This is a genomic window from Streptomyces sp. NPDC101178 (assembly GCF_044767965.1).
Taxonomy (GTDB): domain Bacteria; phylum Actinomycetota; class Actinomycetes; order Streptomycetales; family Streptomycetaceae; genus Streptomyces.
Genome location: NZ_JBIWOZ010000001.1, coordinates 416,712 through 443,410, shown reverse-complemented (window position 1 = coordinate 443,410; position 26,699 = coordinate 416,712). Strand labels below are relative to the sequence as shown.

At 71.0% G+C, this 26,699-nt stretch carries 21 protein-coding genes and 2 tRNA genes; 20 read left to right on the top strand and 3 right to left on the bottom strand.

The features are described 5' to 3' along the window. The first annotated feature begins 281 nt into the window (after positions 1-281). The 9 genes from ACIRR8_RS01985 to ACIRR8_RS01945 all read left to right on the top strand — a co-directional run bounded on the left by ACIRR8_RS01985 (position 282) and on the right by ACIRR8_RS01945 (position 13,878). The gene (locus ACIRR8_RS01985; RefSeq protein WP_404057913.1) at positions 282-1,781 is read left to right on the top strand and encodes an SDR family NAD(P)-dependent oxidoreductase; all 1,500 of its coding nucleotides are present in this window, start codon (positions 282-284) and stop codon (positions 1,779-1,781) included. A 226-nt stretch (positions 1,782-2,007) separates the two neighbouring features. Then, positions 2,008-4,143, top strand: coding sequence for a hypothetical protein (locus ACIRR8_RS01980; protein WP_404058691.1), 2,136 nt, complete (start codon positions 2,008-2,010; stop codon positions 4,141-4,143). 160 nt (positions 4,144-4,303) lie between these two features. Beyond that, entirely contained in the window at positions 4,304-5,545 is a 1,242-nt protein-coding gene (locus ACIRR8_RS01975; RefSeq protein WP_404057911.1) for a glycosyltransferase family 2 protein, read from the top strand. A gap of 176 nt (positions 5,546-5,721) precedes the next feature. Continuing rightward, on the top strand, positions 5,722-8,484 hold the full coding sequence (locus ACIRR8_RS01970; protein ID WP_404057909.1) for a CDP-glycerol glycerophosphotransferase family protein: 2,763 nt from the start codon (positions 5,722-5,724) through the stop codon (positions 8,482-8,484). A gap of 229 nt (positions 8,485-8,713) precedes the next feature. Beyond that, on the top strand, positions 8,714-9,832 hold the full coding sequence (proB, locus tag ACIRR8_RS01965) for a glutamate 5-kinase (protein WP_404057907.1): 1,119 nt from the start codon (positions 8,714-8,716) through the stop codon (positions 9,830-9,832). Between the two features lie 127 nt (positions 9,833-9,959). Next, entirely contained in the window at positions 9,960-10,451 is a 492-nt protein-coding gene (locus ACIRR8_RS01960; protein WP_404057905.1) for a hypothetical protein, read from the top strand. Positions 10,452-10,546: 95 nt separating this feature from the next. Further along, entirely contained in the window at positions 10,547-11,830 is a 1,284-nt protein-coding gene (locus ACIRR8_RS01955; RefSeq protein ID WP_404057903.1) for a glutamate-5-semialdehyde dehydrogenase, read from the top strand. A 128-nt stretch (positions 11,831-11,958) separates the two neighbouring features. After that, a complete protein-coding gene (locus ACIRR8_RS01950; protein WP_404057901.1) occupies positions 11,959-12,516 on the top strand; it encodes a hypothetical protein in 558 nt (185 codons plus the stop codon). A 222-nt stretch (positions 12,517-12,738) separates the two neighbouring features. Next, positions 12,739-13,878 (top strand): hypothetical protein, encoded by a 1,140-nt coding sequence (locus ACIRR8_RS01945; protein WP_404057899.1) that lies wholly within the window; start codon positions 12,739-12,741, stop codon positions 13,876-13,878. On the opposite strand, the gene ACIRR8_RS01940 is transcribed toward ACIRR8_RS01945, so the two are convergent. Continuing rightward, positions 13,805-14,923: a M48 family metallopeptidase gene (locus tag ACIRR8_RS01940; RefSeq protein WP_404057897.1), complete on the bottom strand. Its 1,119-nt coding sequence runs from the start codon at positions 14,921-14,923 to the stop codon at positions 13,805-13,807. The two genes, ACIRR8_RS01945 and ACIRR8_RS01940, sit on opposite strands and share 74 nt — an antisense overlap. Before the next feature lie 111 nt (positions 14,924-15,034). Between ACIRR8_RS01940 and ACIRR8_RS01935 the strand changes: the two genes are divergently transcribed. The 10 genes from ACIRR8_RS01935 (at position 15,035) to ACIRR8_RS01890 (ending at position 20,067) form a co-directional block, all read left to right on the top strand. Continuing rightward, positions 15,035-15,187, top strand: coding sequence for a hypothetical protein (locus ACIRR8_RS01935; RefSeq protein ID WP_404057895.1), 153 nt, complete (start codon positions 15,035-15,037; stop codon positions 15,185-15,187). A gap of 84 nt (positions 15,188-15,271) precedes the next feature. Continuing rightward, positions 15,272-15,433, top strand: a complete 162-nt coding sequence (locus tag ACIRR8_RS01930) for a hypothetical protein (protein WP_363199495.1) — start codon at positions 15,272-15,274, stop codon at positions 15,431-15,433. Positions 15,434-15,471: 38 nt separating this feature from the next. Continuing rightward, entirely contained in the window at positions 15,472-16,089 is a 618-nt protein-coding gene (nadD, locus tag ACIRR8_RS01925) for a nicotinate-nucleotide adenylyltransferase (protein WP_404057893.1), read from the top strand. A gap of 19 nt (positions 16,090-16,108) precedes the next feature. Next, the gene (locus ACIRR8_RS01920; protein WP_404057891.1) at positions 16,109-17,899 is read left to right on the top strand and encodes an LCP family protein; all 1,791 of its coding nucleotides are present in this window, start codon (positions 16,109-16,111) and stop codon (positions 17,897-17,899) included. 95 nt (positions 17,900-17,994) lie between these two features. After that, positions 17,995-18,426: a ribosome silencing factor gene (rsfS, locus tag ACIRR8_RS01915; protein ID WP_356750299.1), complete on the top strand. Its 432-nt coding sequence runs from the start codon at positions 17,995-17,997 to the stop codon at positions 18,424-18,426. Next, positions 18,423-19,076 (top strand): histidine phosphatase family protein, encoded by a 654-nt coding sequence (locus ACIRR8_RS01910; RefSeq protein ID WP_404058689.1) that lies wholly within the window; start codon positions 18,423-18,425, stop codon positions 19,074-19,076. The genes rsfS and ACIRR8_RS01910 overlap by 4 nt, the downstream gene beginning before the upstream one ends. A gap of 138 nt (positions 19,077-19,214) precedes the next feature. Further along, positions 19,215-19,287: transfer RNA gene (locus ACIRR8_RS01905), tRNA-Ala, on the top strand. Between the two features lie 133 nt (positions 19,288-19,420). After that, positions 19,421-19,609 (top strand): hypothetical protein, encoded by a 189-nt coding sequence (locus ACIRR8_RS01900; protein WP_404057888.1) that lies wholly within the window; start codon positions 19,421-19,423, stop codon positions 19,607-19,609. A 3-nt stretch (positions 19,610-19,612) separates the two neighbouring features. Then, the gene (locus ACIRR8_RS01895; RefSeq protein ID WP_015608461.1) at positions 19,613-19,846 is read left to right on the top strand and encodes a hypothetical protein; all 234 of its coding nucleotides are present in this window, start codon (positions 19,613-19,615) and stop codon (positions 19,844-19,846) included. 148 nt (positions 19,847-19,994) lie between these two features. Further along, positions 19,995-20,067: transfer RNA gene (locus ACIRR8_RS01890), tRNA-Ala, on the top strand. An 80-nt stretch (positions 20,068-20,147) separates the two neighbouring features. On the opposite strand, the gene ACIRR8_RS01885 is transcribed toward ACIRR8_RS01890, so the two are convergent. Next, complete coding sequence (locus ACIRR8_RS01885) at positions 20,148-21,734, bottom strand: ferredoxin (protein ID WP_404057886.1); 1,587 nt, start codon at positions 21,732-21,734, stop codon at positions 20,148-20,150. Continuing rightward, on the bottom strand, positions 21,731-23,353 hold the full coding sequence (locus tag ACIRR8_RS01880) for a hypothetical protein (protein ID WP_404057884.1): 1,623 nt from the start codon (positions 23,351-23,353) through the stop codon (positions 21,731-21,733). Before ACIRR8_RS01880 ends, ACIRR8_RS01885 begins: the two co-directional genes overlap by 4 nt. A 443-nt stretch (positions 23,354-23,796) precedes the next feature. Here ACIRR8_RS01880 and leuS point away from each other — a divergent pair, with 443 nt between their 5' ends. Continuing rightward, positions 23,797-26,670, top strand: coding sequence for a leucine--tRNA ligase (leuS, locus tag ACIRR8_RS01875; RefSeq protein WP_404057882.1), 2,874 nt, complete (start codon positions 23,797-23,799; stop codon positions 26,668-26,670). Positions 26,671-26,699: the final 29 nt, after the last annotated feature.

The window sequence follows — 26,699 nt, the reverse complement described above, 5'->3', positions numbered from 1 at the left end:
ATGGAGCCGGGCCGTCCGGTATTCTCCGGCCAGGTCTCGGGCGGTCCGGCCGCTCCCGGCGGCCGCCCGAACCGGGCGCAAGAGTCGCAGATGTGCAGATTATGCAACATCTCTATGGATCAGATCACTCCCGTACCGGCCCCGCACCGTCCAACCTTCCTGGCCAGAGGGTGAACTGCCGGTTTCCGCGGGACGGGCGCCGGACGGCGTCCGCCTTGCGAGACGGTCACGGAGAGTGCGAGCATCGCGCTGTTCCTCCGTCATAGCAAGGTAGGTCGTCTGTGTCTGAGCCGCACGAAGCCAAGCCCCGGACCACAGCGGTCGTGCTCGCCGGTGGTACGGGACAGCGCGTGGGACTGTCGATCCCCAAGCAGCTGCTGAAGATCGCCGGCAAGGCGGTCATCGAGCACACGCTGGCCATCTTCGAGAGCGCCGAGGACATCGACGACGTCATCGTGCTGATGGCGCCGGGCTTCGTGCCGGACGTCGAGAAGATCGTCGCGAGGGCCGGACTGACCAAGGTCACCCGGATCATCGAGGGCGGCTCCACCCGCAACGAAACCACCGAGCGTGCCATCGCGGCCCTCGGCGAGGGGCTGGCCGAGGGCGAGGAGCGCAACGTCCTCTTCCACGACGCGGTGCGCCCTCTGCTGTCACAGCGGGTGATCAGGGACTGCGTCGACGCCCTCGACCGCTACCAGGCCGTCGACGTCGCCATCCCCTCCGCGGACACGATCATCGTGACCCGCACCCACGGCGAGGACGGGGAGTTCATCACCGAGGTCCCCGACCGCTCCCGGCTGCGCCGCGGCCAGACCCCGCAGGCGTTCAAGCTCTCCACGATCCGCAAGGCGTACCGGATCGCGGCCGGGGACCCGAACTTCCAGGCCACCGACGACTGTTCGGTGGTCCTCAAGTACCTCCCGGACGTGCCGATCCACGTGGTCGCGGGCGACGAGTACAACATGAAGGTCACCCAGCCGGTCGACGTCTTCATCACGGACAAGCTCTTCCAGCTCGCCTCCACCGCCGCTCCGCGCCAGGCCGGCGAGGACGCCTACCGCGAGCTGCTCTCCGGCAAGACCCTCGTCGTCTTCGGCGGTTCGTACGGGATCGGCGCCGACATCGCGCGGCTGGCCGAGAGCTACGGCGCGAGCGTCTACGCGCTGGGCCGCTCCACCACCGGTACGCACGTGGAGAACCCGGTCCACATCGACGAGGCGCTCGCCAAGGCGTACGCCGAGACCGGCCGCATCGACCACGTCATCAACACGGCCGGAGTCCTGCGCATCGGCAAGCTGGCCGAGACGGACAACGCGACGATCCAGGAAGCTCTGAACGTCAACTACCTGGCCCCCGTCCAGATCGCGCGCGCCTCCTACAAGTACCTCGTCCAGACCCGGGGACAGCTGCTGCTCTACACCTCCAGCAGCTACACCCGCGGCCGCGCCGAGTACAGCCTCTACTCCTCCACCAAGGCCGCGATGGTCAACCTGACCCAGGCGCTCGCCGACGAGTGGGCGGGGGAGGGGATCCGGGTCAACTGCGTCAACCCGGAGCGGACCGCGACGCCGATGCGCACCAGGGCCTTCGGCCAGGAACCGGAGGGCTCGCTGCTCTCCTCCGAGGCCGTGGCGCGCACCTCGCTGGACGTGCTGCTCTCCACGATGACCGGTCATGTCATCGACGTACGACAGCAGGATCCGACGGCCGAGGCCTCCGCCTCCTCCGGGTTCGAGCAGGCGCTGGCGTATGCGCTGGACCGTCAAGGGGATGTGTAATAATTCTTGACCATTGTGTGTATACGGGCCTCTGTCATCGCTTTGCGCGAGGACAGAGGCCCGTGTTCGTGAAGTCATATCCTCACACTTTCCCCGTGCGTGAATCCGACCGGCACCCCCCTGGAGCAGGTTCTTCGTGATTTCGACAGCTATTCGCCTGGCCCGTGTGGGCAGCAGGTCAGAGCTCGCGGCAGCATTGCTGCTCGGGCTCGGGTACCCCTGCGTCATGCTGGCGGCGCTCCTTCCGAACATCTGGTTCTTCGCGGCGGCCGCTGCTGTCACCTATGCCGCGGACTGGTATCTGCACCAGCGGGGGAGCTATCTGATCAACCGGCTCGGCAAGGTCCGGGCCGGACTGTCCATCCGCTTCCTGGTGCGCGAGCTGATGCTCGTCCTGCTGCTGGCCCGGCTCGGCCTCGCCGAGGAGCCGCTGTTCTACACGGCGGTCGCCTGCTTCCTGATCTTCTACGGTCTCCAGGTCCCGCACGGCGCGCTGGCGACCCTGATCCGGCTGCGCCGCACGATGCCGGTCGTCACGCGCAACGTGGACCTCAACGCCGTACGCATCCCGGACGCCCCGCCGGGTGCGCTGCTGCGCCGAGCGGGCGAGAAGGTGCTGCACCTCGACATCCCGGCCATGGCCGGCATCCTGATCGCCGCCGGGACCGGTGAGGACGCCGTCGGCTACGCCGGTGCCGCGCTCTCCCTGCTGCTGGCCTTCGCCTACGTCGCCGCGCTCCTGCCGTACTTGCGGCGCGGCCGGCTCGTGCCGTCGGCCGCCGCCGTGCTCAAGGCCGTCGACACCTGGCTGCGCGAGTACCAGCCGACCGAGGTGCTCTACTTCTCCGGCTCCAACGAGTCCGCCTACCAGGGCAACATGTGGCTGGAGACCATGGCCCGTGTCGAGGGCCGGCCGCTGATCATCATGCGGGAGCGCGGTCTGGTGACACAGCTGGCCGAGACCCCCGTCCCGGTGCTCTGCGTCCCGGCGGGCACGCATCTGATGAACCTGGACCTCTCCACCGTCCGCGTCTGCCTGTATCCGGCCAACGTCGGCAAGAACATCCACATCCTGCGCGTGCCGACCATGAAGCACGTCTTCATCGGTCACGGCGACAGCGACAAGCTCGCCAGCGTCAACCCGTACTCCAAGGTGTACGACGAGGTCTGGACGGCCGGCCGGGCCGGCCGCGACCGCTACGCGCTGGCCGACGTCGGGATCCGGGACGAGGACATCGTCGAGGTCGGCCGCCCGCAGCTGGAGCCCATCAAGAGCTGGACGGGTGCGGCCCGCAACCCCATCCCGACCGTGCTGTACGCCCCCACCTGGGAGGGCTGGGACGACAACTCCGGCAACACCTCCCTGCTCCTGGCGGGCGAGAACATCGTGCGCCGGCTGCTCGCCGCCGACGACCCCGTCCGGATCATCTACAAGCCGCACCCCTTCACCGGCATCCGCAGCCGCACGGCCAGGGCCGTCGACGCCAAGATCCGCGCGATGCTGGAGAAGGCGGCCGCCGAGCGCGCCGCGGAGCCCCGCTGGACCGCGGAGGCCGAGCGGACGGCCGCCGACCGGAGCGCGGCCCAGGCCGGGCTGGTGCGGATCGAGGCCCGCCTCGCGGAGCTCGCGGCCGTGGGCCGCTCCGACGGGGACGAGGCCGAGGAGTCCCGGGTCTCGCTCGCCGACCCCGTCCGCGAGGCCGAGGTGGCGCAGCTGCGGGCCGCGTGGGACGACGCCTACTGGCGCTCCTTCGGCTGGTGGGAGCACCGTACGGTGGTGGGCTCGCAGCCCAGGCTGTACGACTGCTTCAACGAGTCCGACGCCATGGTCTCGGACATCTCCAGCGTGGTCTCCGACTTCATCGCGAGCGGCAAGCCGTACGCGGTCACCGACTCGGCGGCGCTCGGGGCCGAGGAGTTCAAGCGGCAGAACACCGCCGTACGGGCCGGAGTCATCCTGTCCAACGGCGCCGAGGAGCTCGACGAGCTGCTGGCCGCCGTGGCGGACCCGTCGGCCGACACACTGGCCGGTGCGCGCCGCGAGCTGAAGACGTACCTCCTGGGTCCGGACGAGCCGACCTCCATGGAGCAGTTCAACGCCGCCGTACGGGCGCTGGCCGCCAAGGCCGAGGCGCGCAACGCCGGTGTCGCCCAGCGCCTCGGTGACCAGGTCATCGCGGTCCCGGACCGTGAGGCGGACCCCGGCGACGGAGCCGCCACGCCCGAGGCCGAGACCGGTGCCGTGGCGGACCGGGGCGCGCTGGCCGTCTCCGGAGGGGCCGTCGCCGGTGTGGCCCCGGAGACCGCGGTGGAGGCGGCCGCGGAGACCGCGGTCGTCGAGGGGAGCTCGCCGGCGCGCTGAGCCGCGCATCCGATCTGACTGTCCGGAAAAGACGCAACCTCCGCAGCGGCCCGTACGTCTCCCAGGGGGAGGAGACGTACGGGCCGTTCGGCGTGCCGGTGCGGAGAAGGTGCATAGCCGGGCAAATCGTCCTTTTTCATGATGAAATCGACGGGTGCATATGGCCGACATGCCCAGGACGAACCACGAGCCCGATGTCAGTGTGATCGTCGGAGCGTATGAAGCGATGCCCTATCTGGTCCGCTGTCTGGAGTCCGTGGAGGCGCAGACGATCGGTGCAGGGCGGATGGAGATCATCGCGGTCGACGACGGCTCCACGGACGGCACGGGCACCTGCCTGGAGGAGTTCGCCGCCCGGACCGCGATCCCCATGCGCGTCGTCCGGCAGGCCAACTCCGGCGGCCCCAGCGGCCCGCGCAACCGCGGCCTGAAGCTCGCCCGCGGCCGGTACGTCTTCTTCCTCGACGCCGACGACTACTTCGGCGAGGAGGCCCTGGAGCGGATGGTCGCCATGGGCGACCGGGCGGGCACGGACGTGGTGCTCGGAAAGATCGTCGGCGTCAACCGCGGGGCGGCGAAGTCGATGTGGAAAGAGACCGTCGAGCGCGCCGACCTCTATGAATCCAACATCAAATTCACGCTGAGCGCGCAGAAGCTGTTCCGGCGCGACCTCCTCGTACGGCTCGGCATGAGCTTCGACGAGAACCTGAAGACGGGCGAGGACGCCCTGTTCACCATGGAGGCCTATCTGCGCGGCAACGGCGTCTCCGTCGTCGCCGACTACACCTGCTACTACCTGGTGGGCCGTGAGGACGGCAACCAGATGACCAAGAAGGGAGGCCACCGGCGCCGCTTCGACTCGGCCCGCGCGCTGATGGGGCTCATCGCCGACCTGGTTCCCGCCGGTCCGCGCCGGGACGCGCTGATGGTGCGTCCGTTCGTCATCACGCTGCTGCCCCAGTTCGGACCCGGACTGATGAATCAGTCCGACGCCGTGCGCCGCGAGAAGATGGCTCTCGCCGCCCCTCTGATGGACGCCTACTGGACCCCGGGGGTCGGCCGCCGGCTCAAGGTCCACGAGCGGCTGAGGCTCACCGCGCTCGCTCGCGGGCGGCTCGATCTGCTGCTCGACATCGCCGCGTTCCTGCGGGACAAGAAGGAGCCCGAGGTGGTCCGCAAGGGCGACCGGATCCTCCTCGCGTACCCGCATTTCGCCAAGGCGGGCAAGGGTTCCGCCCTTCCGAAGCGCGCCTACGAGGTGACCGTCACCGAATGGGCCGGCGGCCGCCGGATCGAGCCGCCGCAGCCGAGACCGCGCGTCTCCTTCGCCCGCCGCGTGGTCCGCAAGGCCTGTCGTACGGCGCTGCACGCGTGGCGCGCCCCGCGCGCGCACCGCGTCTGACCGGAGGGCGCTCCGAGGCTCCCGGGCCGCCCGCGAGGGGCCCGCAGGGGGCATTTGTGTGATTGGCGTCACACTGTGCCGGGGTGTAAGCATGAGCCGCTGTTGGCGTCTCAATTGCACCCCATTTTCCCGGGGTTCACGATCTGTACGTTTTCCCTCGGAAAGGCACTCCGCGCGTGGCGTCCCTCGAAGCGATCCCAGAAGAGCTCAGCCGGCTCATGAAGTACTTCCCCGAGACCCCGGCCGAGGAGCGCCCCGCCTTCCACAGCGCGGCCAAGGACTTCCTGGACCGAGCGGCCCCCAAGATCGTGCGGCAGTTCTCCCCGATGGCCCGGGTCAAATGGCACCTGGCGGCCAGCGGACGCGGCGAGGAGCTGGCGGAGCTGCTCCACTACGAGCGGGAGAACCCGGGCGCCTTCTCCGTCAAGGGCCTGCGGCGGGCCCGGATCGAGCTGCCCGGCATCGAGAGCTCCTCGCTCCCGTCCTCGGTGCGCAACTTCAACCGCAGCGAACTCCCCGTACGCGCCAAGCTCCTGGACCTCGCCTGGGAAGGCGGCAAGCTCCTCGTCAAGGGCTACGCCTACATCCCCAACGTCCCCTCTGACACCGGCAGACGCTCCCTGCGCGTCGCCGCACTCCGCCGCCAGGGCAGCCGCTCCGCCCTCCCGCTGCGCCTGCGCACGGTCGACGAGCCCCGCGCCACCGCCGAGGCCAAGGGCGCCCTGCACAACTACGACCGGTCCGGCTTCGAGATCGGCATCGACCCGGGCCGGCTGCGGGTACGCGGCCGGTGGCAGTCCGGCACCTGGCGCCTGGGCATCGGCATCCCGCGCCCCGGCGGCATGTCCGTGGGCAGCGTCACCAAGAACAGCGCGGGCGCCGCCGGACACAGCCTCACCCGCGTCCTGGACGACGGCGTCCGGCTCGTCGCCGGGTTCGACCGCAACCGCCTCAAGCTCACCGTGGACGTCGTCCCCGCCGAGATCGACGCCCAGCGGTGCGACGGCGACACCCTCACCCTGACCCTCCGCTCCCGCGTGACGGCCCCCGCCGCCAAGCACCCCACCGCGCTGCGCATCGACCACGAGCCGACCGGCTTCGCCACCGACCTGCCGCTCCGGCACACCGGCACCGGCGACGACGGCTGGTTCCGCCACACCGCGGAGCTGCCCCTCGCCGCCCTCCCCGACGACGGCGTCGCCCCCGGCACCTGCCGCACGTACCGCACGCTCATCGTCTTCGCCGACGGCACCACCCGCCGCGCCACCAACGGCGAGCAACTGCGCACTGGCTGCCACCCGTTGCCCGGCGGACGCGAGCTGGCGATCCGCACCGACGGCGCCGGGAACTTCACCCCGCAGCTGCGCACCGTCCAGCCGGTCGTCGACACCGTCGAGTGGAGCGCCGACGGCGAACTGGTCCTCTCCGGCACCTTCACCGGCCCGGCCGAGCAGATGTCGATGGTCCTGCGCCACACCGGCCGCAACGAGGACCGCCCGCTGCCCGCCGACTTCGCCGACGGCCGCTTCACCGCCCGCCTGCGCCCCGACACCATGCCCACGTACGAGGGCACCGTGCCGCTGCGCGCCGGACGGTGGATGCCACGGCTGCGCCGGCGCACCGAGTGGGACCACACCCACGACCTGCCCGTCACGTTCCGCCCCGACCTCGTCCCCGTACTGCCGCTCTCCCACCGCGGCGAGCACCGCACGTACACCGTGGACCGCGTCGACTTCGACCGGATCTTCGTCGAGTCGGGACCGGTCCTCGGTCCCGGACTGCGCGCCGCCTACCGCCAGCGCCTGATGCGCGACGTCCACACGCCCGAGCAGCGCAAGCTGCCGCTGCGCGAGGCCGTGCTCTACAACAGCTTCGGCGGCAAGCAGTTCTCCGACTCGCCGCGCGCGGTCTACGAGGAGCTCAAGCGGCGCGGCACCGAGGTCGAGCACATCGCGATGGTCCACGACCAGCAGGTCGTCCTGCCGCCCGGCGTACGCGGCGTGGAGTGGGCCAGCCAGGAGTGGTACGAGGCGCTGGCGCGCAGCCGGTACGTCGTCACCAACGGCGGCATCCGCGAGTGGTTCGTCCGCCGCGAGGGCCAGGTCGTCGTCCAGACCTGGCACGGCACCCCGCTCAAGCGCATCGGCGCCGACCTCCTCGGCACCCCGAAGGCGAACCTGGCCTACATCGCGAGCCTGCCCCAGCGGTCCTGCCAGTACAGCCTGTTCATCACGCCGAACGCCTTCACCACCCCGATCATGACCAACGCCTTCCGCCTCCGGTGCGAGGTGCTGGAGGCGGGCTACCCGCGCAACGACGTCTTCCACGCCCCCGACCGCGCCGAGCGCGCCGGGGCCGTACGGAAGAAGCTCGGTCTCCCCGCGGACAAGAAGGTCGTGCTGTACGCGCCGACCTGGCGCGACGACCAGCGCTACGGCGGCCGCCGCTTCAAGCTGGACAACCGGATCGACGTCGAGGCCGCGCGGCGCGAGCTCGGCGAGGACCACGTACTGCTCTACCGCAAGCACCACAAGGTCCTCGACTCCATCCCCGGCGCCGGACAGGGCTTCGTCCACGACGTCACGTACTACCCGGACATCGCCGACCTCTACCTGATCGCCGACGTGCTGATCACGGACTACTCCTCGGTGCTGTTCGACTTCGCGCACTCCGGGCGGCCGATGCTCTTCTTCACGTACGACCTGGAGCACTACCGCGACACCCTGCGCGGCTTCTACTTCGACTTCACCTCCCGCGCGCCCGGACCGCTGATCAAGACCTCGGAGGACCTGGTCGCCGCGATCCGGAACATCGACGAGGTGAGCGAGGAGTACCGGGAGAAGTACGCACGATTCCGCGACGACTTCTGCGAACCCTCCGACGGCCGCGCCGCCGCCCGCGTGGTGGACCGGATGCTCGCGATCGGGGACGCCCCCTAGCCCGTGTCCACCGGGCGAAACCGGCAGGCAGCGAGGTCGGCCGCTCGCGTACTGTGCTGTGCCGGGGCGGCGGGTGCGCGCCCCGCCGGAGACCGGGCGATCCAAGGCGAGGAAGCACGTGGCAGAGCAGAGGCCGTCGGACGATGCGGCGGCGGACGGCACGGCGTCGGGACACGGACTTTCGGACCGTACGGTTGTGGGCCGCGGGCCGTCCGGCCGGGCGACTGCCGTGACCGGCGCCCGCAGGATCGTCGTCAAGGTCGGCTCCTCCTCGCTCACCACCGCCTCCGGCGGCCTCGACGCCGACCGGGTCGACGCGCTCGTCGATGTCCTGGCCAAGGTCAGGGACGGCGGCGAACGCGAGGTCGTCCTCGTCTCCAGCGGCGCCATCGCCGCCGGGCTGGCCCCGCTCGGCCTGGTCCGCCGGCCCAAGGACCTCGCCCGCCAGCAGGCCGCCGCCAGCGTCGGCCAAGGCCTCCTGGTGGCCCGCTACACCGCCTCCTTCGCGCGGTACGGCGTCCGCGTCGGACAGGTGCTCCTCACCGCCGACGACACCAGCCGCCGCGCCCACTACCGCAACGCCTACAGCACCCTGGACAAGCTCCTGGAGATGGGCGCCGTCCCCGTCGTCAACGAGAACGACACCGTCGCCACCGACGAGATCCGCTTCGGCGACAACGACCGGCTCGCCGCCCTCGTCGCCCACCTCGTCCACGCCGACCTCCTCGTCCTCCTCTCCGACGTCGACGGCCTCTACGACGGCCCGCCCGGCACCCCCGGCGCCTCCCGCATCGCCGAGGTCACCGGCCCCGGCGACCTGGCGGGCGTCACCATCGGCAGCGCCGGCAAGGCGGGCGTGGGCACCGGCGGCATGGTCACCAAGGTCGAGGCCGCCAACATCGCCACCGCGGCCGGCGTGCCGGTCGTCCTCACCTCCGCCAGCCGCGCCGCCGACGCGCTGGCCGGCCGCGACACCGGTACGTACTTCCACCGCACCGGCCGCCGCTCCGCCGACCGGCTCCTCTGGCTCGCCCACGCCTCCACCCCGCAGGGCGCGCTCACCCTGGACGACGGCGCCGTACGAGCCGTCGTCGAGCGCCGCACCTCGCTGCTGCCCGCCGGGATCTCCGCCGTCGAGGGCGAGTTCAGCGCCGGCGACCCGGTGGAGCTGCGCGACCTGCGCGGCACCCCGGTCGCCCGCGGACTCGTCAACTTCGACGCGAAGGAGATCCCGCAGCTCCTCGGCCGCTCCACCCGCGACCTCGCCCGCGAACTGGGACCCGCCTACGAACGCGAGGTCGTACACAGGGACGATCTCGTCGTCCTCACGCCCCGCCTCACCCCCTGAAACGGCTGAAAGTCCCGCCATCGGGCAGGGACCTTTACCAAAACCGCCCCGGACCAGGCCGTGGACTGGTCCACTTTGTAGTGGGGAAACAGGGGTCCGCACAGCAACACATCACAGGAGGCCGCCGGTGAGACGAGCGCGCCCGGGGGCGTCGCCCCGATCCACGGGCAGCCGCGCCCTGACGAGTGTCGGAGCGGGGGCGGATCTCGACCGGAACCCGCCCCTGGGAGGCACCGCCGAACAGGAGCCGCTGACGGCGAAGCAGGAGGACCGGCCACAGTCCAAACTGTGGCACATCACCCTCAGCGTCTCGGGGACCGAGACACCGCTGGGGGAGGTGAGACGCGGCCTGGAACAGCTCGCACACGACCACCCCTTCCTGCTGACCAGCCGCTACGCAGGAGATCACGCGGAGATCCGCTACTGGGAAGAGGCCCGCGATCTGCACGACGCGGCCGCGGTCGCGCTGCGGCTCTGGGGCGAGCACCGATCCACCGCCCAGCTGCCGCCCTGGAAGATCGTCGGCCTCGAAGTCATCGACCGCGAGACCTACCACCAGCGCATCGCCGAGGGGTACGGGCCACCGCCCGCCGCCCCCGTCGGCGTGCACCCCTACTGAAAGACCCTGATGCGAGGCGTCCGTCCCTCGGGTCGGCCGTCTCGCATCACGGGATACGTGCCGTATGCCCGCAGAGCGCGCATTACTCTGCGGGCATGACCACGCTCTCGCCCTACGACAACCTCTCCCCGGTCGCGCAGACCGCCTACCGGGCCCGCGCCGCCGCCGCCGATATCGCGCCACTTCCGCGCGCGGCCAAGGACGACGCGCTGCTGGCGATCGCCGACGCCCTGGAAGTGCGGACTGCCGAGATCGTCGAGGCCAACGCGCAGGACGTCGAGAAGGCCCGCGAGGCCGGCACGGGCGAGGGCATCATCGACCGGCTCACCCTCACCCCGGAGCGGATCCGTGCCATCGCGGCCGACGTACGGGACGTGGCGGCGCTGCCCGACCCGGTCGGCGAGGTGGTGCGCGGCTCCACGCTGCCCAACGGCATCGACCTGCGCCAGGTCCGCGTCCCGCTCGGCGTGGTCGGCATCATCTACGAGGCCCGCCCCAACGTGACCGTGGACGCCGCCGCCCTCTGCCTGAAGTCCGGCAACGCGGTCCTGCTGCGCGGCTCCTCCTCCGCGTACGCCTCCAACACCGCCCTGGTCCGGGTCCTGCGCGACGCGGTCGGCGGCTCGGGCCTCCCGGCCGACGCGGTACAGCTCGTCCCGGGCGAGAGCCGCGACTCGGTACGGGAGCTGATGCGCGCCCGCGGCCTGGTCGACGTCCTCATCCCGCGCGGCGGCGCCTCCCTGATCCGTACGGTCGTCGAGGAGTCCACGGTCCCCGTCATCGAGACCGGCACCGGCAACTGCCACGTCTACGTCGACGCCGAGACGGACCTGTCGATGGCCGTCGACATCCTGATCAACTCCAAGGCCCAGCGCCCCAGCGTCTGCAACGCCGCCGAGACCCTCCTCGTCCACAAGGACGTCGCCGACGCCTTCCTGCCGCTCGCCCTGGACGCGCTGGCCGAGGCCGGGGTCACCGTCCACGGCGACGAGCAGGTCCTCGCCCACGCCGAGTCCACCAAGGCCACCGTGGTCGCGGCGACGACCGAGGACTGGGAGACCGAGTACCTCTCGTACGACATCGCGGCGGCCGTCGTGGACTCCCTGGACGCGGCCGTGGCCCACATCCGCCTCTGGTCCTCCGGCCACACCGAGGCCATCGTGACCACCTCGCAGGCCGCCGCCCGCCGCTTCACCCAGCTGGTCGACTCGACCACGGTCGCCGTCAACGCCTCCACCCGCTTCACGGACGGCGGACAGTTCGGCTTCGGCGCCGAGATCGGCATCTCCACCCAGAAGCTGCACGCCCGCGGCCCGATGGGCCTGCCGGAGCTGACCTCGACGAAGTACATCGTCACCGGCGACGGCCACACCCGGTAGCCACACCCGGCAGCCACGGCGGCCTGACGCGTCCGGGGCATGGTCCGCCCGCATGTTCCCCCTCCCGCCGGCCCGGCGACTTTCCGGAGCACCTGCCCAAAACGTCCCGGCACGGCTACGCTGAATCCGTGCCGGACGACGTGGGGGGCAAGCCGTTCCAGGACGGCTGGGAGCCCGACGACGACCGCGGGGGCGCGGACGAGGACTTCGCCTCCGTGGTGTTCGACGAGGATTTCGTCCGGGCCGCCACCGTCCATGAACCCACCGCCGTGGAGCGGCTCCTGGCCGCCGCCGAGGCCCGCGCGCAGGCCGAGGCCGCCCGGACCCGCCGCAGCCGCCGCCCCACGGACGGCGAATACGGCTCGTACGGCCGCTCCAAGGCCCACCACGACCCGCAGGACCTCGATTACGACCCCGACGACGACGCCGGCCCGGGCTCCTACGGGCCGGGCGGCTACCGGGGCGCCGCCCGCTGGCACCGCCCGGTCGCCTGGCTGCTGGCTGTGGTGATGGGCGTCGGGATGGTCGCGCTCGCCTTCTCCGCCGTCTACCGGGGCACCTCGGCGAACCGCCAGGACCCGGTGCCGCCGCCCGCGACCAGCGGGGTGGACCAGCCGGGCGCGATTCCGCCGGCCGCCGTGGAGCACTCGCGCCCGACGGTCTCCGCCACGCCCCACGCTCCCTGAACGGCCCAGCATCCGGTCAACCGCCCGTCCATCACCCGAACGGCGGTGGTCCCGGCCGCCACTTCGCGCCGCTCTCCGCGTTTACGTCACCGCTGATCGACCTACTCTGATGATGTGACCCCTCGCTTCCGGGGGGCTTCTCGCTGCCGGACACCTGGCGGCCGAAGCAGACCGTTGCGCGCCGCGCTGGACCCGGTGGTGCGGAGATGCGGGAGAGACGTCATGACAGGCCGCTCAGAACCGCCGAACGGCCCGCCCGAGAACCCCGAGGGCGGCGAGGACGAGTACCGCTCGCTCGTCTTCGACGAATCGTTCATCCGCAGTGCCCGCATGCAGGAATTCTCGGCCCGGGAGCGGATGGGCGAGCCCGCCCGCGCCGTGCGGACCCTGCCGGAGCCGGCGGCCCCCGCTCACCACGGCTCTCGGGCCGCCATCGTGCTGGTCGTCCTCATCGCCCTGGCCTTCGCCGCGGCGGTCTACATCGGCTTCCGCAACCCCTATCCGCAACCCGTCACCCGGCGGGCCGAACCGCTCCGGACCACCGTGGTGTCCCTCGCCCCGCGCGGAGCTGTACCCGCCGGATCACCCGAGCGGCTCTACCGGGCCGCACCACTCTCCGGCTTCCGGACCGGCGGCGAGGGCATCAACTTCCCTTCCGTACGGCGCACGCAGAACTTCTCGGACAGCCAGATCACCACCGCCCTCGCCATCGCCAAGGACTACCTGGTGGAGTCCTCGCTCAACCCGGACGTCCTCACCGGCCAGGTCCGCAGGCCCGTCGAGCAGCTCCTGGACCCGGACCAGCGGGGCCAGTTCGAACGGTCCATGAGCAGCCCCGCCGACGACGGCCTCCACGCCGCCACCGGCTGGCTGGTCCGCTTCGACCCGGCCCAGGTGGAGCTCGCGGACCCGGGGATCCGGGTCCAGGGCACCCTCGCGTACGCGGAGGACGGCGCGGGCACCCTGGAGGTCGTCTCGGACCACACCTTCACCTACGCCCTGCGCCCGGCGACCGGCCCCCGCAAGGAGGACGGTGCCTCGCTCTTCACCGTCCGGCGCGAGCTGCGCTTCCGCTTCGACCGCGAGGACCTGCGGCTGCACCGGCTGGAGCTGCGCACCGCCCACGTACAGGCCGGGCCGCAGTCCTGCTCGTCCGGCCCGGCGGGGGCGCTGCGCCCGCTCCTGGCGGGGGAGCGGGCCGACGACCGGGGCCCCGCGCCCACCGACCCGTACGCCGCCGGCCGGCCCACCGCGGCCCTCTGCGGGACCCTGGCGCCGCTGAGCGCCCCTACGCCTTCCGGGGCCCCTCCTCAGGCCCCTCCGTCCCCTCAGGCCCTCCGGGAGTACCGTCCGAGCCCGTAGCGGAACCGCCCCGGGCGGCCCCGGCGCCTCCGGTGAACTTGTCGCGCAGCTTGCCGCCCAGGTCCCCGGCGCCTCCGGCGATGTCACCGACCAGCTTCATCAGCGGGTCCTTGCTCGTCCGCACGGTGTCGGCGTAGTGCGTGGCCGACTCCCGGAAGGAGTCCGTCACCGAGGCGTCCTTGTCCTCGTCGCGTCGCGGGTAGTGGCCGTCCATGATCCGCTGGAAGTCCCGGGTCTCCGACCACTTCTTCAGCTCGGCGGCCCGCACCGTGGTGAAGGGGTGCGACCGGGGCAGCACATTGAGGATCTTGAGGACCGAGTCCCGCAGGTCCCCGCCCTTCTCGTACTCGTCGGCCTGGGCGAGGAAGGCGTCCACGTTCATCTCGTGGAGGTGGTTGCCACCGGCGATCTTCATCAGACCGCGCATCGAGGCCTGGATGTCCTGGCCCACCAGCAGCCCGGCCCGGTCGGCGGAGAGCTCCGACTTGCGGAACCACTCGCGCAGCGCCGTCACTATGGCCATGATCGCTACGTTCCCCAGCGGGATCCAGGCGACCTTCACGGCCAGGTTGGTCAGGAACAGCAGTATCGTCCGGTACACCGAGTGGCCGGAGAGCGCGTGACCCACCTCGTGGCCCACCACCGCCCGCATCTCCTCCTCGTCGAGCAGCTCGACGAGGCCGGTGGTGACCACGATGATCGGCTCGTCCATCCCGATGCACATGGCGTTGGGCTGCGGGTCCTGCTTGACGTACATCGGCGGGACCTTCTCCAGGTCCAGGATGTAACACGCGTCGCGCAGCATGTCGTTGAGGTGCGCGAACTGCGCCTCGCTCACCCGCACGGAGTCGGAGAGGAAGAGCAGCCGCAGGCTCCGCTCCGGGAGCAGCCCGCTCAGCGCCTTGAAGACGGTGTCGAAACCGGTGAGCCGGCGCAGGGCCACCAGGGCCGACCGGTCCGCCGGGTGCTCGTAGGCCCGGGAGGAGATCCCGGGAAATCGCCTGCGCGCCCTGCTCGGCACGTTCTCGTGACTGGTGTCGGTCATGGATGGCCCCCTGTTCGTACGAGACGTCGCTCGTCCCCCGGACAAAACCCAGCGTATGCGCTGGCGCTACGGTGTGCGGGGGGCTGTGGACAACTATGAGGAGCGCCCGGAATGCCGCACATCGCCTTCACTCTCGCCGCCGTATCCGAGGACCAGGGACCCGGCGCCACCCTCCGGATCGTGCTGTTGGCCTCGATCGTCGGAGCGGTGCTGCTCGCCTGGTTCCTGCTGCGCGGATACCGCGACAACGGTGACAACGACTGAGTCGGCGTGAGCGTGCCCGGAGGCCCCGCATACGATGTGCCCGACGTCTTCCTTCCGACTCACGATCGATAGGTCCTGCCGAAGATGAGCCTCACGAGCACCGCACACGAGCTGGTCACCCTCGCCTCCGGAGGCGAGGGCGGCGGCAACCACGAAAGCCTCAACCCCTACCTCGTCGGCGGCCTCGCCTTCCTCGCGCTGATGTTCCTGCTCTGGGTCACCACCCGCTTCAACCGCGACCGCTGAGTCAGAGGCGTACAGCTGTGCCAGTAGGCTCTGCACGCATGGGAGAGCAGGAAGTGCCTACCGGCCCCGAGAAGCGCCGGATCGGCGTCATGGGCGGGACCTTCGACCCGATCCATCATGGACACCTGGTGGCGGCCAGTGAAGTGGCCGCCCAGTTCCATCTCGACGAGGTCGTGTTCGTCCCGACCGGGCAGCCGTGGCAGAAGAGCCACAAGATGGTCTCCCCGGCCGAGGACCGCTATCTGATGACGGTCATCGCGACCGCGTCCAACCCGCAGTTCTCGGTCAGCCGCAGTGACATCGACCGTGGCGGACCGACGTACACCATCGATACGCTGCGGGACCTGCGCGAGGTCCACGGCGACGCGGACCTCTTCTTCATCACCGGCGCCGACGCGCTCGCCCAGATCCTCACCTGGCGTGACGCGGAGGAGCTGTTCTCGCTCTCCCACTTCATCGGTGTGACCCGGCCGGGTCACCTCCTCACGGACGACGGACTCCCCGAGGGCGGCGTCTCCCTCGTGGAGGTGCCCGCGCTGGCGATCTCGTCCACGGACTGCCGTGAGAGGGTCGCGCAGGGGGAGCCGGTCTGGTACCTGGTGCCGGACGGCGTGGTCCGCTACATCGACAAGCGCCAGCTGTACCGCGGCGACTGAGCCACGGAGAGGGGCACCGGTGAACGACCGACAGAACCCGTACGGACACGACCCGTACTACCAGCAGCCGCAGATCATCGGCTACGACGAGTACGGGCAGCCGGTGTACCAGCAGCAAGGGCAGCAGCAGGGCGGTCAGCAGTACGACCCCTACGCCGCCCAGCAGGGACAGGGCCAGGCGCAGGGGCAGGCCTCGGACGCGGGGTCGGGGTACGGATACGACCCGTACGGCGGGTCCCAGCAGCCCTACGACCCGTACGCGGGACAGCAGGCCCAGCAGCAGGACCAGAGCGGCCAAGGCACCGACCAGGGCTACGGCCAGGGCCAGGCGCAAGGCCAGGGGTACGGCTACGGGGGCTACACCGACTACGGCTACGCCACCGGGCAGCAGCCCGCCGCCGTCGACACCGGCCAGTGGAACATCCCGCAGCAGGGCGCCGCCCCCGCACCGGAACAGGCACCGCAGCAGACCCAGCAGACCCCCCAGCCCACGCGCGAGCCGGAGCCCGAGGCCGAGGCGGATCCCTCCGTCCCCGGGCAGCGCGGCTCCGCGCCGGACTACCGCACCGAGCAGTTCTCGTTCATCGAGGAGCCCGACGAGGACTCCGAGGACGTTATCGACTGGCTGAAGTTCACCGAGAGCCGCAGCGAGCGGCGCGAGGAGGCGCGGCGCAAGGGCCGCAACCGGATGATCGCGCTGATCGTCGTCGCCGTGCTCGTGGTGGTCGGCGGCGTCGGGTACCTCTGGTCCGCCGACATGCTTCCCGGCCTCTCCGGCCCGGAGGAGAAGAAGTCCGTCGCCGCCGGCGCGCAGCAGCGCGACGTGATCGTGGTGCACCTGCACAACACCAAGAAGGGCGGCACGTCGACAGCTCTGCTCGTCGACAACGCCACCACCAAGCAGGGCACCACCGTCCTGCTGCCCAACACCCTCGCCGTCGCCGGTGACGACGGAACCACCACCACGCTGGGCAAGTCCGTCGACGACGACGGCAGGACCGGCACCAGGGAGTCGATCGAGACCCTTCTCGGCACCAGGATCAGCGGCACCTGGCGGCTGGACACCCCGTACCTGGAGATCCTCGTCGAGCAGGTCGGCAACATCGAGATGGACACCGACATCGATGTTCCCGACGCCAAGAAGGGTGCCGCGCCCCTGGTGAGGAAGGGGGAGGCGCAGACGCTCAGCGGCCCGATGGCCGTCGCGTACGCCACCTACCTCGCGCCCGGTGAGGCCGAGGCCGAGCAGCTGGCGCGGTTCGGGGAGGTCATGCGCGCGGTGCTGCGCAAGATCTCGGAGGACCCCAAGGCCGCGACCGTCACCGTGGAGACGCTGGCGCAGGTCCTGGACCCGTCGCTGCCCGAGAAGGATCTCGGGGCCTCGCTCGCCAAGCTGGCGTCCCGGGCCAAGGTCGGCGACTACAAGACGGCGATGCTGCCGGTCCAGGACGACGGCACCCTCACCGACGCGGCCACCCGCAGCGTCGTCAAGGACATCCTCGGCGGCACGGTGAAGGCTCCGGAGGAGGGCGCGCCTCTGAGGGTCGCCGTCCGCAACGCCACCGGGAACGCCGACGCCGGCGAATCCGCCCGGATCACGCTGGTCAACGGCGGTTACGCCTTCGTGGACAGTGGCAGGGCCGAGACCGAGGCCGAGTCCGTCGTGCTCTACCGGAGCGCCGGGGACAAGGGGAAGGCCACCGAGGTCGCCAAGACCCTGGGGCTGCCCGCCGATGCCGTGAAGAAGGGCGAGCCGGCCGCCAACGCGGACGTGTCCGCCGTGCTGGGGCAGGACTACAAGAGCAAGTAGCAGGACGACAGGAGCAAGTAATCGTCGGCGGGAGGGGCTGTCGGCGGTCCGTGAGACCCTAGAGGTTGCATCCGACCGCCGACGAAAGCCTGCATGTGACCGCCACGGACCGCTCCATCGAGCTCATCAACGCCGCCGCTCAGGCGGCCGCCGACCGGCTCGCGCACGACATCATCGCCTACGACGTCAGCGATGTGCTGTCGATCACCGACGCCTTCCTGCTGGCCTCGGCCCCCAACGACCGCCAGGTCAAGTCGATCGTCGACGAGATCGAGGAGAAGCTCCAGAAGGAGCTCGGCGCCAAGCCGGTGCGCCGTGAGGGCGACCGCGACGCCCGCTGGATCCTCCTCGACTACGTCGACATCGTCGTCCACGTCCAGCACAGCGAGGAGCGCGTCTTCTACGCGCTGGAGCGCCTGTGGAAGGACTGCCCGGAGATCGCCCTCCCCGAGGACGCGGTCAGGACCCGAGGCAAGGCCGAGGAGCACGCACAGCTCAACGGCAGCACGGAAGGTGACCAGAGCTGAACGGCAGTCGCAGCGGCCGGGGCCGCAGGATCGTCCTCTGGCGTCACGGCCAGACCGCGTGGAACCTGGAGCGCCGATTCCAGGGCTCCACGGACATCGAGCTCACCGAGGAGGGCGTCGGGCAGGCCCGCAGGGCCGCCCGGCTGCTCGCTTCGCTGCAGCCCGACGCCCTCGTCGCCTCCGATCTCCGGCGGGCGGCTGCCACGGCCGCCGAGCTCGCCGCCGTCACCGGCCTCACCGTGGCCCACGACGCCGCACTCCGTGAGACGTACGCGGGTGAATGGCAGGGCCTGACGCACGGGGAGATCGTCGAGCGGTACGGCGAGCAGTACGCGGCCTGGAAGCGCGGCGAGCCGGTGCGCAGGGGCGGCGGTGAGCTGGAGACCGAGGTCGCCGACCGGGCCGCGCCGGTCGTCCTGGAGCACGCCGAGAAGCTGCCGGTCGACGGCACGCTCGTCGTGGTCAGCCACGGCGGCACGATCAGGACGACGATCGGCCGTCTCCTCGGTCTGGAGGCGCACCACTGGGAGGGGCTCGGCGGGCTGTCGAACTGCTGCTGGTCCGTCCTGGGCGAGGGTGCGCGCGGCTGGCGCCTGCTGGAGCACAACGCCGGAACGCTGCCGGAGCCGGTGCTCGGCGACGACGACTAGGCCGCCTTCCGGGGCCGCTCGGCCGCTGTTCGCGGGCCGTCCACGGGCGGCCGCGGCCGGATTTCACTTTCCGGCAGGTCACAGGCTAAAGTTCTTCTTGTTCGCAGCGCGGAAACGCAGGGAAACAGAGCGAACAGCGGGGCTATAGCTCAGTTGGTAGAGCGCCTGCATGGCATGCAGGAGGTCAGGAGTTCAATTCTCCTTAGCTCCACAATCGAAGATCCCGTCCCCGTCTGGGGGCGGGATCTTCTGCGTAGGGGGCGTGAAGCGGGCTGACCCTCTTGCGGGGTCATGGCAGAATCGGAGCGCCGGAGGGGGCGACGGACCGATCGGGAGGGAGCGCGATGCCTGCGAGTCGCGAACACGTCCCCGGCCTGCCCCTTGTCCCGGCCCCGCCTCCCGGTCCCGTAAGGTCCGAAGATCGATCCCGGCTCGGCTGTCCGTCCTGCGGTTCGTCCCACGTGGCCCAGGTCCTGGGCGACAACGGAGGGGTCTCCTACGTGTGTACGGCCTGCGGCCACAGCTGGAGCTGACTGATGGGTGCACACAGGCGTAAGTGCGACTGGTGCGGCAGCGGTACGCCCATTGTCAGGGACATGGACCCGATCAACCCGGAATACCAGTACTGGTGCGAGGAATGCGCCCGGGCGCTGATCATAAAAGGCGACCCCATCGAGACCTACCGGGAGCTGGAGGGGGAGCCGATCTACGGGCGGCTCCTGGAGGAGCACTGCACGCTCAAGCGGTTCTACTCCTTCGCGACGGCATGATCCTCCGGGCCTCTGACCTGCGGCTGACGGCTCAACGCTCCGGATAATTCGGGCATATGCCCACTCATCGGAAGCGATTTGGTGAAGCACCGGGGGGACCGTGTAATGTTCTCGATGTCGCCAAGGGGAACCGGGCGGCAAACAACAAGGGGCTATAGCTCAGTTGGTAGAGCGCCTGCATGGCATGCAGGAGGTCAGGAGTTCAATTCTCCTTAGCTCCACAAGATCCATAATCTTGGCAGTGAAGAAGCGGGCCACCCGGATCCGGGTGGCCCGCTTCCTTCGTTCCTGTGCTGTCCGGTCAGTCGCGTCCGCTGCCCAGGGCCCGCCGGTTGACGGCGGGCAGGGCGGGCCGCTGTTGCTGCCGCTCGGCGGCCGGCTGCTCGATCCGCAGGGCCAGCGCGGGACAGCGCCGTACGGCCCGCTGGGCGCGTCCGCGCAGATGCATGGGGACCGAGGCGTCCGCCAGCGCCGGATAGCCGTCGGGGCCCAGTCTGATGAGCTCGGGGACGATGTCCGCGCAGAGGCCGTGGCCCTGGCAGAGCGTCCAGTCCACCGCCAGCTTCTCGCCGCTCGGGATCGACTCCTCCACGTCCTGGTAGCCGGAGGCGGGCAGCGGCAGCACCCCGACCGTCTCGCGGCCGCAGCCGCCGTCCAGGACATGGGCGGCGAGGTCGTCGGTGAACGCCGACAGCGTCGACATGAAGAACCGCGCCGACCCGTCCGGATGCTTGCACGCGCCCCGGCCCTTCACGGCCTGGGTCACCTCGCGCAGGGCCTCCAGCGCGGCGGGCCCGCCGCCGTTCAGCACGTCGGAGAGGCCGCCGGCCGCCGCGGGGAGCCCCAGCTTGCACGGGCCGCACTGCCCGGCGGTCTCGGCGGCCAGCCAGTTCGCGATCCGGAGGGACTCGCCGAGCGGGCAGGTGTCCGGCCCGATCGGCAGGATCGCGCCCGCACCGAGCGCGCCGCCGACGGTGGCCAGGGACTCGCGGGATATCACCGCGTTGTGGGAGGCGACCGCGTCGATCCAGTTGCCGTGGTACCCGCCGGTCAGCACGCCCTGGGGGAGCGGCGGGGCTCCGGCCAGCTGGAGGATGTACCGCAGCGGCACCCCGGTCGGCACCTCGATGACCATGGGCCGCGCCACGGAGCCGGAGACGGTCAGCAGGACGGTGCCGGGTTCGTCCGGCAGCCCGGTGTGCCCGTAGCGGCGGGGGCCGATCCGGGCGGCCACGGCGAGCTGGGCGTACGTCTCCGCATTCGACAGCAGGGTCGGTGAGCCGCCGACCCCGGTCTCCGCCGCCCGCTCGCGCCGGCCGGGTGGCAGGGCCGGGCCGCCGTTCGCCGCCCGGATCACCGAGGACGCCTCGCCGGAGACCATGCGCTCCGGGGTGCGGATCACCCGGGCGCGCAGTTGCTGGCCGCGCCGGTCGGAGAGGCCGCGCTCGGCCAGCGCCGCGCGTACGGAGACCTCGGTGGAGTTACGGGTCACGGCGACGACCAGGGTGCGCGCGCCGAGCGCCTCGGCGGCCAGCAGGGCGCCGTCCAGGATCAGGTGCGGGGCGCGGTTGAGCAGGACGGTGTCCTTGCGGCAGGCGGGCTCGCCCTCACTCCCGTTGATCACGACGACGGGCCGCACACCGCGCCGGATGGACGCCTTCGCCACGGCCCGCAGCTTCTTCCCGAAGGGGAATCCGGCGCCGCCCCGCCCCCGCAGGGATATCGCCTCGGCCAGCCCGGCCAGCCGCTCGCCGGTCATCGGTTCGAGGGGTCCGTGCACCTTCAGGTGCATGGCGAGGTCGAGCCGCTCCACCAGGTCGAAGCCGGTGGTCAGTTGGGGCAGGCCGACGACGCGGACCTCGGGAACGTCGGGAAGAGGGGCATTCACGGTCGGTCTCCTGCGGGTGCGTGCCACGGTTCGCCGGCCGGGGGCGCGGAGAACGGTCCGGCCGACGGCTCGGCGCCGGGGATGGGTGTGCTGTGGGTGGCTGTGGTGGAGGGGCCGGCCGACGGGGCGGCCCGGGACGGTGATTCGTAGGCGGGTGCGTAGGCGGCTTCGTATGGCGCCTCGTAGGCGGGCGTCTGGCGGCCGCTGGTCTGGCCGCTGCTGGTCTGGCCGCTGTCGAAAGAAGGCGTCGCGTCAGCTGTGCTGTAGGTCGGTGTGCCGTAGGCGGGTGCGCTGTGGGTCGGCGTGCTGTGGGTCGGCGTGCTGTACGCGGGGGTGCCGTACATCGGTGTCTCGTACGAGGGCGTGGTGTGGAGCGGTGGTGTGTACAGCGGTGGTTCCTGCGGGGGCGCGTAGGTGTGCTCGGCTCCTTGCGGGCCGTGGTGGGCCTGCGCGGGCGGTGCGGGGGACGGGGCCGGCCATCTGGCGCCGGGCGGGCGTGTGGCGTCGCCGGCCTGCGAGACGAAGCGGTATCCGGCCGATATGCCCGGCCCGCCCGCCGGCCCGATCCCGGAGCCACCCGCCGACCCGATGCCCGGTCCGCCCGCAGGCCCGTCGGCGAGCCGGTCGGAGCTGCGGGGCGGTGGCTCGTACGCCTGGGAGTGGACCCCGTACAGCAGTTCCGTCGGCGCCTCGTGCAGGGAGTGCGTCTCGTGCGGCGCGTGCAGCGACCCGGACAGCGGTACGGGGGGTGGCATCGGCGGTGGTGCCGGCGCCGACAGGGTGCGCGGGCGCACCGGAGTGCCCCGGACCCCGCGGTCCGGCTCCCTCCACCCGGCGGGGTCTCCCGAAGGCGCCTCGCGGTCCGTGCCGGGCCGTGCGGACGCGCGCAGCACCGGGTCCGGGGTGTCGAAGCCCGCGTCCGCGTTCATCAGCGTGGTGATCCGGTCGGTGATGCGGCGCTTCGTCGGGCGCGGCAGCAGCCGCAGGCAGAGGGCGCCGGCGACGGCGGTGAGGCAGAGGCCGTACATCACGACGACCCAGGTGGCCGGTGCCCGGCCCGCGTACAGGCCGTGGATCAGCGCGGCGCACCAGGCCGGATAGGCCAGGGCGTGCAGAGCGCGCCACCGGCCCGCGATCCCGCCCGCCTCCCGGGGCGAGCCCAGTGACTGTCCGAGCCGGGTGGCCGTGGGCGAGGGGTGGGCGAACGCGCTGCGCAGGGCACCGGTCGCGGCCGTGACGACCATGAGGAGCCCGGCCAGCGACCCGAAGCCGATCAGCCCCGCCGTTCCCGTCACACCGAGGCCGAAGGGTATGAGGGCGCCGATCACGGAGACGTGCCCGAGGGCGATCTTCACGGTTCCGTGCAGCAGCAGGAAGCCGAGCGCGGCGATGGCCGTGGCCCGGTGGATGCCCTGGCAGATGATCCGCTGACGGGTGGAGAGGAACAGCCGGTCCGTGGCCAGCAGACCCCAGGCGACGGTCGCGCTGAGTGACACCAGCGACAGGACGCCGGTGGTGAAATCGAGGGTGGCGCGGAAGCCGTCGCTCCCCGCGACGGCGAGCAGAGGGACGAAAACCAGGGCGGTGACGGTCAGGCCGCCCTGTACAGGCCGACTCATTGCGGGGCTCATGCTGGGGGATACGCGGATCTTGCGATGAGGGTTCATGGGGGCGACTCCGAATAGTTCGGCAAAGCGGTCCCGTTGCCGCATGCTAGGACGCCCCATACCAACCGGTACGAGCTTTGCTCGGTTGCCCCGATAGAAGTCGGTACGCCGAGTAACCTCTTTGTTTCGCCCCCTAGGAGGGCCGTTCTCCGGGCACCACGGGGCCGCTTCCAGGCGCTGCAGCAAGCGGCGTCCACCCACCGGTCGCTCTCCGCAGCCCTCCGTGCCCGTGCGGTACCCTGACGCCATGCGTGCCGTACGCCTTCTGCTTAGCGAGCCGCGCTGAACAGTCCCGACCGGTGAGAACGCCTGGTCGGAGTCAGCGCGGCGTCCCCTCCTGTGCGAGGGGATTTTTCGTTTCCCGGCAGATGACGATCGATGGAGCTTTGAGGATCATGAGCGAGACGAATTCCGCAGCCGAGACGGCCGCGCCGCACCGCTACACGGCGGCGATGGCCGCCGACATCGAGGCACGCTGGCAGGACTTCTGGGACGCCGAGGGGACGTACGAGGCGCCGAACCCCACCGGGGAGCTGGCGGGCGATCCGGAGCTGGCCGCCAGGCCGAAGAAGTTCATCATGGACATGTTCCCGTACCCCTCGGGCGCCGGGCTGCACGTCGGACACCCGCTGGGCTACATCGCCACCGATGTCTACGCCCGTCATCAGCGGATGACCGGCCACAACGTGCTGCACACGCTGGGCTTCGACGCGTTCGGCCTGCCCGCCGAGCAGTACGCCGTCCAGACCGGCACGCACCCGCGGGTCTCCACCGAGGCCAACATGGAGAACATGAAGGTCCAGCTGCGCCGGCTGGGTCTGGGCCACGACAACCGCCGCTCGTTCGCGACGATCGAGGCCGAGTACTACAAGTGGACGCAGTGGATCTTCCTGCAGATCTTCAACTCCTGGTACGACACCGAGGCCGACCGGGCCCGCCCGATCGCCGAGCTGGTCGAGCAGTTCGAGAACGGCACCCGCGCGACCCCCGACGGCCGTGAGTGGAGCGCGCTGAGCGCCACCGAGCGCGCCGACCTGCTGAGCCAGTACCGACTGGCGTACGCCTCCGACGCCCCGGTCAACTGGTCGCCCGGCCTGGGCACCGTGCTGGCCAACGAGGAGGTCACCGCCGACGGCCGCTCCGAGCGCGGCAACTTCCCCGTCTTCAAGGCCAAGCTGCGCCAGTGGAACATGCGCATCACCGCCTACGCCGACCGGCTGCTGAACGACCTGGACGGGCTGGACTGGCCCGAGGCGATCAAGCTGCAGCAGCGCAACTGGATCGGCCGCTCCGAGGGCGCCCGGGTCGAGTTCCCGGTCGACACCGCCGGTGGCATCACCGTTTTCACCACCCGTCAGGACACCCTGTTCGGCGCCACGTACATGGTGCTGGCCCCCGAACACGACATGGTCGAGCGGATCATCCCGGCCGCCTGGCCCGAGGGCACCCACCCCGTGTGGACCGGCGGGCACGCGAGCCCGGCCGAGGCCGTCACCGCGTACCGCAAGCAGGCCGCCGCCAAGTCCGACGTCGAGCGGCAGGCCGAGGCCAAGGACAAGACCGGTGTCTTCACCGGCGCGTACGCGACCAACCCGGTCAGCGGCGAGAAGGTTCCCGTCTTCATCGCGGACTACGTCCTGATGGGGTACGGCACCGGCGCGATCATGGCCGTACCGGCGCACGACGCCCGCGACTTCGCCTTCGCGCGCGCCTTCGAGCTGCCGATGCGCTGTGTCGTCCAGCCGTCCGACGACCGCGGCACCGACCCCGCCACCTGGGACGACGCCTTCAGCTCGTACGACGCGAAGCTGGTCAACTCGGCCAACGACGAGATCTCGCTGGACGGCCTGGGCGTCGTCGAGGCCAAGGCGAGGATCACCGACTGGCTGCGGGAGCACGGCGTCGGCGAGGGCACCGTCAACTTCCGGCTGCGCGACTGGCTGTTCAGCCGCCAGCGCTACTGGGGCGAGCCCTTCCCGATCGTGTACGACGAGGAGGGCATCGCCCACCCGCTGCCCGAGTCGATGCTGCCGCTGGAGCTGCCGGAGGTCGAGGACTACTCGCCGCGCACCTTCGACCCGGAGGACGCTTCCGCCCAGCCCGAGACCCCGCTGTCGCGCAACGCGGACTGGGTCGACGTGACGCTGGACCTGGGCGACGGTTCCGGTCCGCGCAAGTACCGCCGCGAGACCAACACCATGCCCAACTGGGCCGGTTCCTGCTGGTACGAGCTGCGCTACCTGGACCCGACGAACGACCGGCAGCTGGTCGACCCGTCGATCGAGCAGTACTGGATGGGCCCGCGCGAGGGCCAGCCCACGGGCGGCGTCGACCTGTACGTCGGCGGCGCCGAGCATGCCGTACTGCACCTGCTGTACGCGCGGTTCTGGTCCAAGGTGCTGCACGACCTGGGCCACATCTCGTCGGCCGAGCCGTTCCACAAGCTGTACAACCAGGGCATGATCCAGGCCTTCGTCTACCGCGACGCCCGGGGCATCGCCGTTCCGGCCGCCGAGGTGGAGGAGCGCGACGGCGCCTTCTACTACGAGGGCGAAAAGGTCAGCCGCGTCCTGGGCAAGATGGGCAAGTCCCTGAAGAACGCGGTCACGCCGGACGAGATCTGCGCCGAGTACGGCGCCGACACGCTGCGCCTGTACGAGATGGCGATGGGCCCGCTGGACGTGTCGCGCCCCTGGGACACGCGTGCCGTGGTCGGCCAGTACCGGCTGCTGCAGCGGCTGTGGCGCAACGTGGTCGACGAGGAGACCGGTGAGGTCACCGTCGTCGACACGGAGCCCGGCGAGGAGACCCTGCGGGCCCTGCACAAGGCCATCGACGGGGTCGGCCAGGACCTGGAGGGGATGCGGTTCAACACCGCCATCGCCAAGATCACCGAGCTGAACAACCACCTGACGAAGGCGGGCGGCCCGCTGTCGCGGTCCGTGGCCGAGCGGCTGGTCCTGCTGGTCGCCCCACTGGCCCCGCACATCGCTGAGGAGCTGTGGCGCCGCCTGGGCCATGCCGAGTCGGTCGTCCACCAGGACTTCCCGGTGGCCGACCCGGCGTACGTCGTGGACGAGACCGTCACCTGTGTCGTCCAGATCAAGGGCAAGGTCCGGGCCCGCCTGGAGATCTCGCCCTCCATCACGGACGCGGAGCTGGAGGCGCTGGCCCTGGCGGATGAGGCGGTCGTCGCGGCGCTGGGCGGCGCCGGGATCCGCAAGGTGATCGTGCGGGCGCCGAAGCTGGTGAACATCGTCCCCGCGTGACCCATTTCGTGCGGAGTTAGGGCCATCCC

Bases quoted from the DNA above. Each gene is read 5' to 3' on its own strand.
- ACIRR8_RS01930 (WP_363199495.1), top strand. From the start codon at position 15,272: ATGAGCCTCACGAGCACCGCACACGAGCTGGTCACCCTCGCCTCCGGA.
- ACIRR8_RS01955 (WP_404057903.1), top strand. From the start codon at position 10,547: ATGACCACGCTCTCGCCCTACGACAACCTCTCCCCGGTCGCGCAGACC.
- ACIRR8_RS01940 (WP_404057897.1), bottom strand. From the start codon at position 14,923: ATGACCGACACCAGTCACGAGAACGTGCCGAGCAGGGCGCGCAGGCGA.
- nadD (WP_404057893.1), top strand. From the start codon at position 15,472: ATGGGAGAGCAGGAAGTGCCTACCGGCCCCGAGAAGCGCCGGATCGGC.
- ACIRR8_RS01880 (WP_404057884.1), bottom strand. From the start codon at position 23,353: ATGAGTCGGCCTGTACAGGGCGGCCTGACCGTCACCGCCCTGGTTTTC.
- leuS (WP_404057882.1), top strand. From the start codon at position 23,797: ATGAGCGAGACGAATTCCGCAGCCGAGACGGCCGCGCCGCACCGCTAC.
- ACIRR8_RS01975 (WP_404057911.1), top strand. From the start codon at position 4,304: ATGGCCGACATGCCCAGGACGAACCACGAGCCCGATGTCAGTGTGATC.
- ACIRR8_RS01900 (WP_404057888.1), top strand. From the start codon at position 19,421: ATGCCTGCGAGTCGCGAACACGTCCCCGGCCTGCCCCTTGTCCCGGCC.
- ACIRR8_RS01980 (WP_404058691.1), top strand. From the start codon at position 2,008: ATGCTGGCGGCGCTCCTTCCGAACATCTGGTTCTTCGCGGCGGCCGCT.
- ACIRR8_RS01935 (WP_404057895.1), top strand. From the start codon at position 15,035: ATGCCGCACATCGCCTTCACTCTCGCCGCCGTATCCGAGGACCAGGGA.
- ACIRR8_RS01945 (WP_404057899.1), top strand. From the start codon at position 12,739: ATGACAGGCCGCTCAGAACCGCCGAACGGCCCGCCCGAGAACCCCGAG.
- ACIRR8_RS01895 (WP_015608461.1), top strand. From the start codon at position 19,613: ATGGGTGCACACAGGCGTAAGTGCGACTGGTGCGGCAGCGGTACGCCC.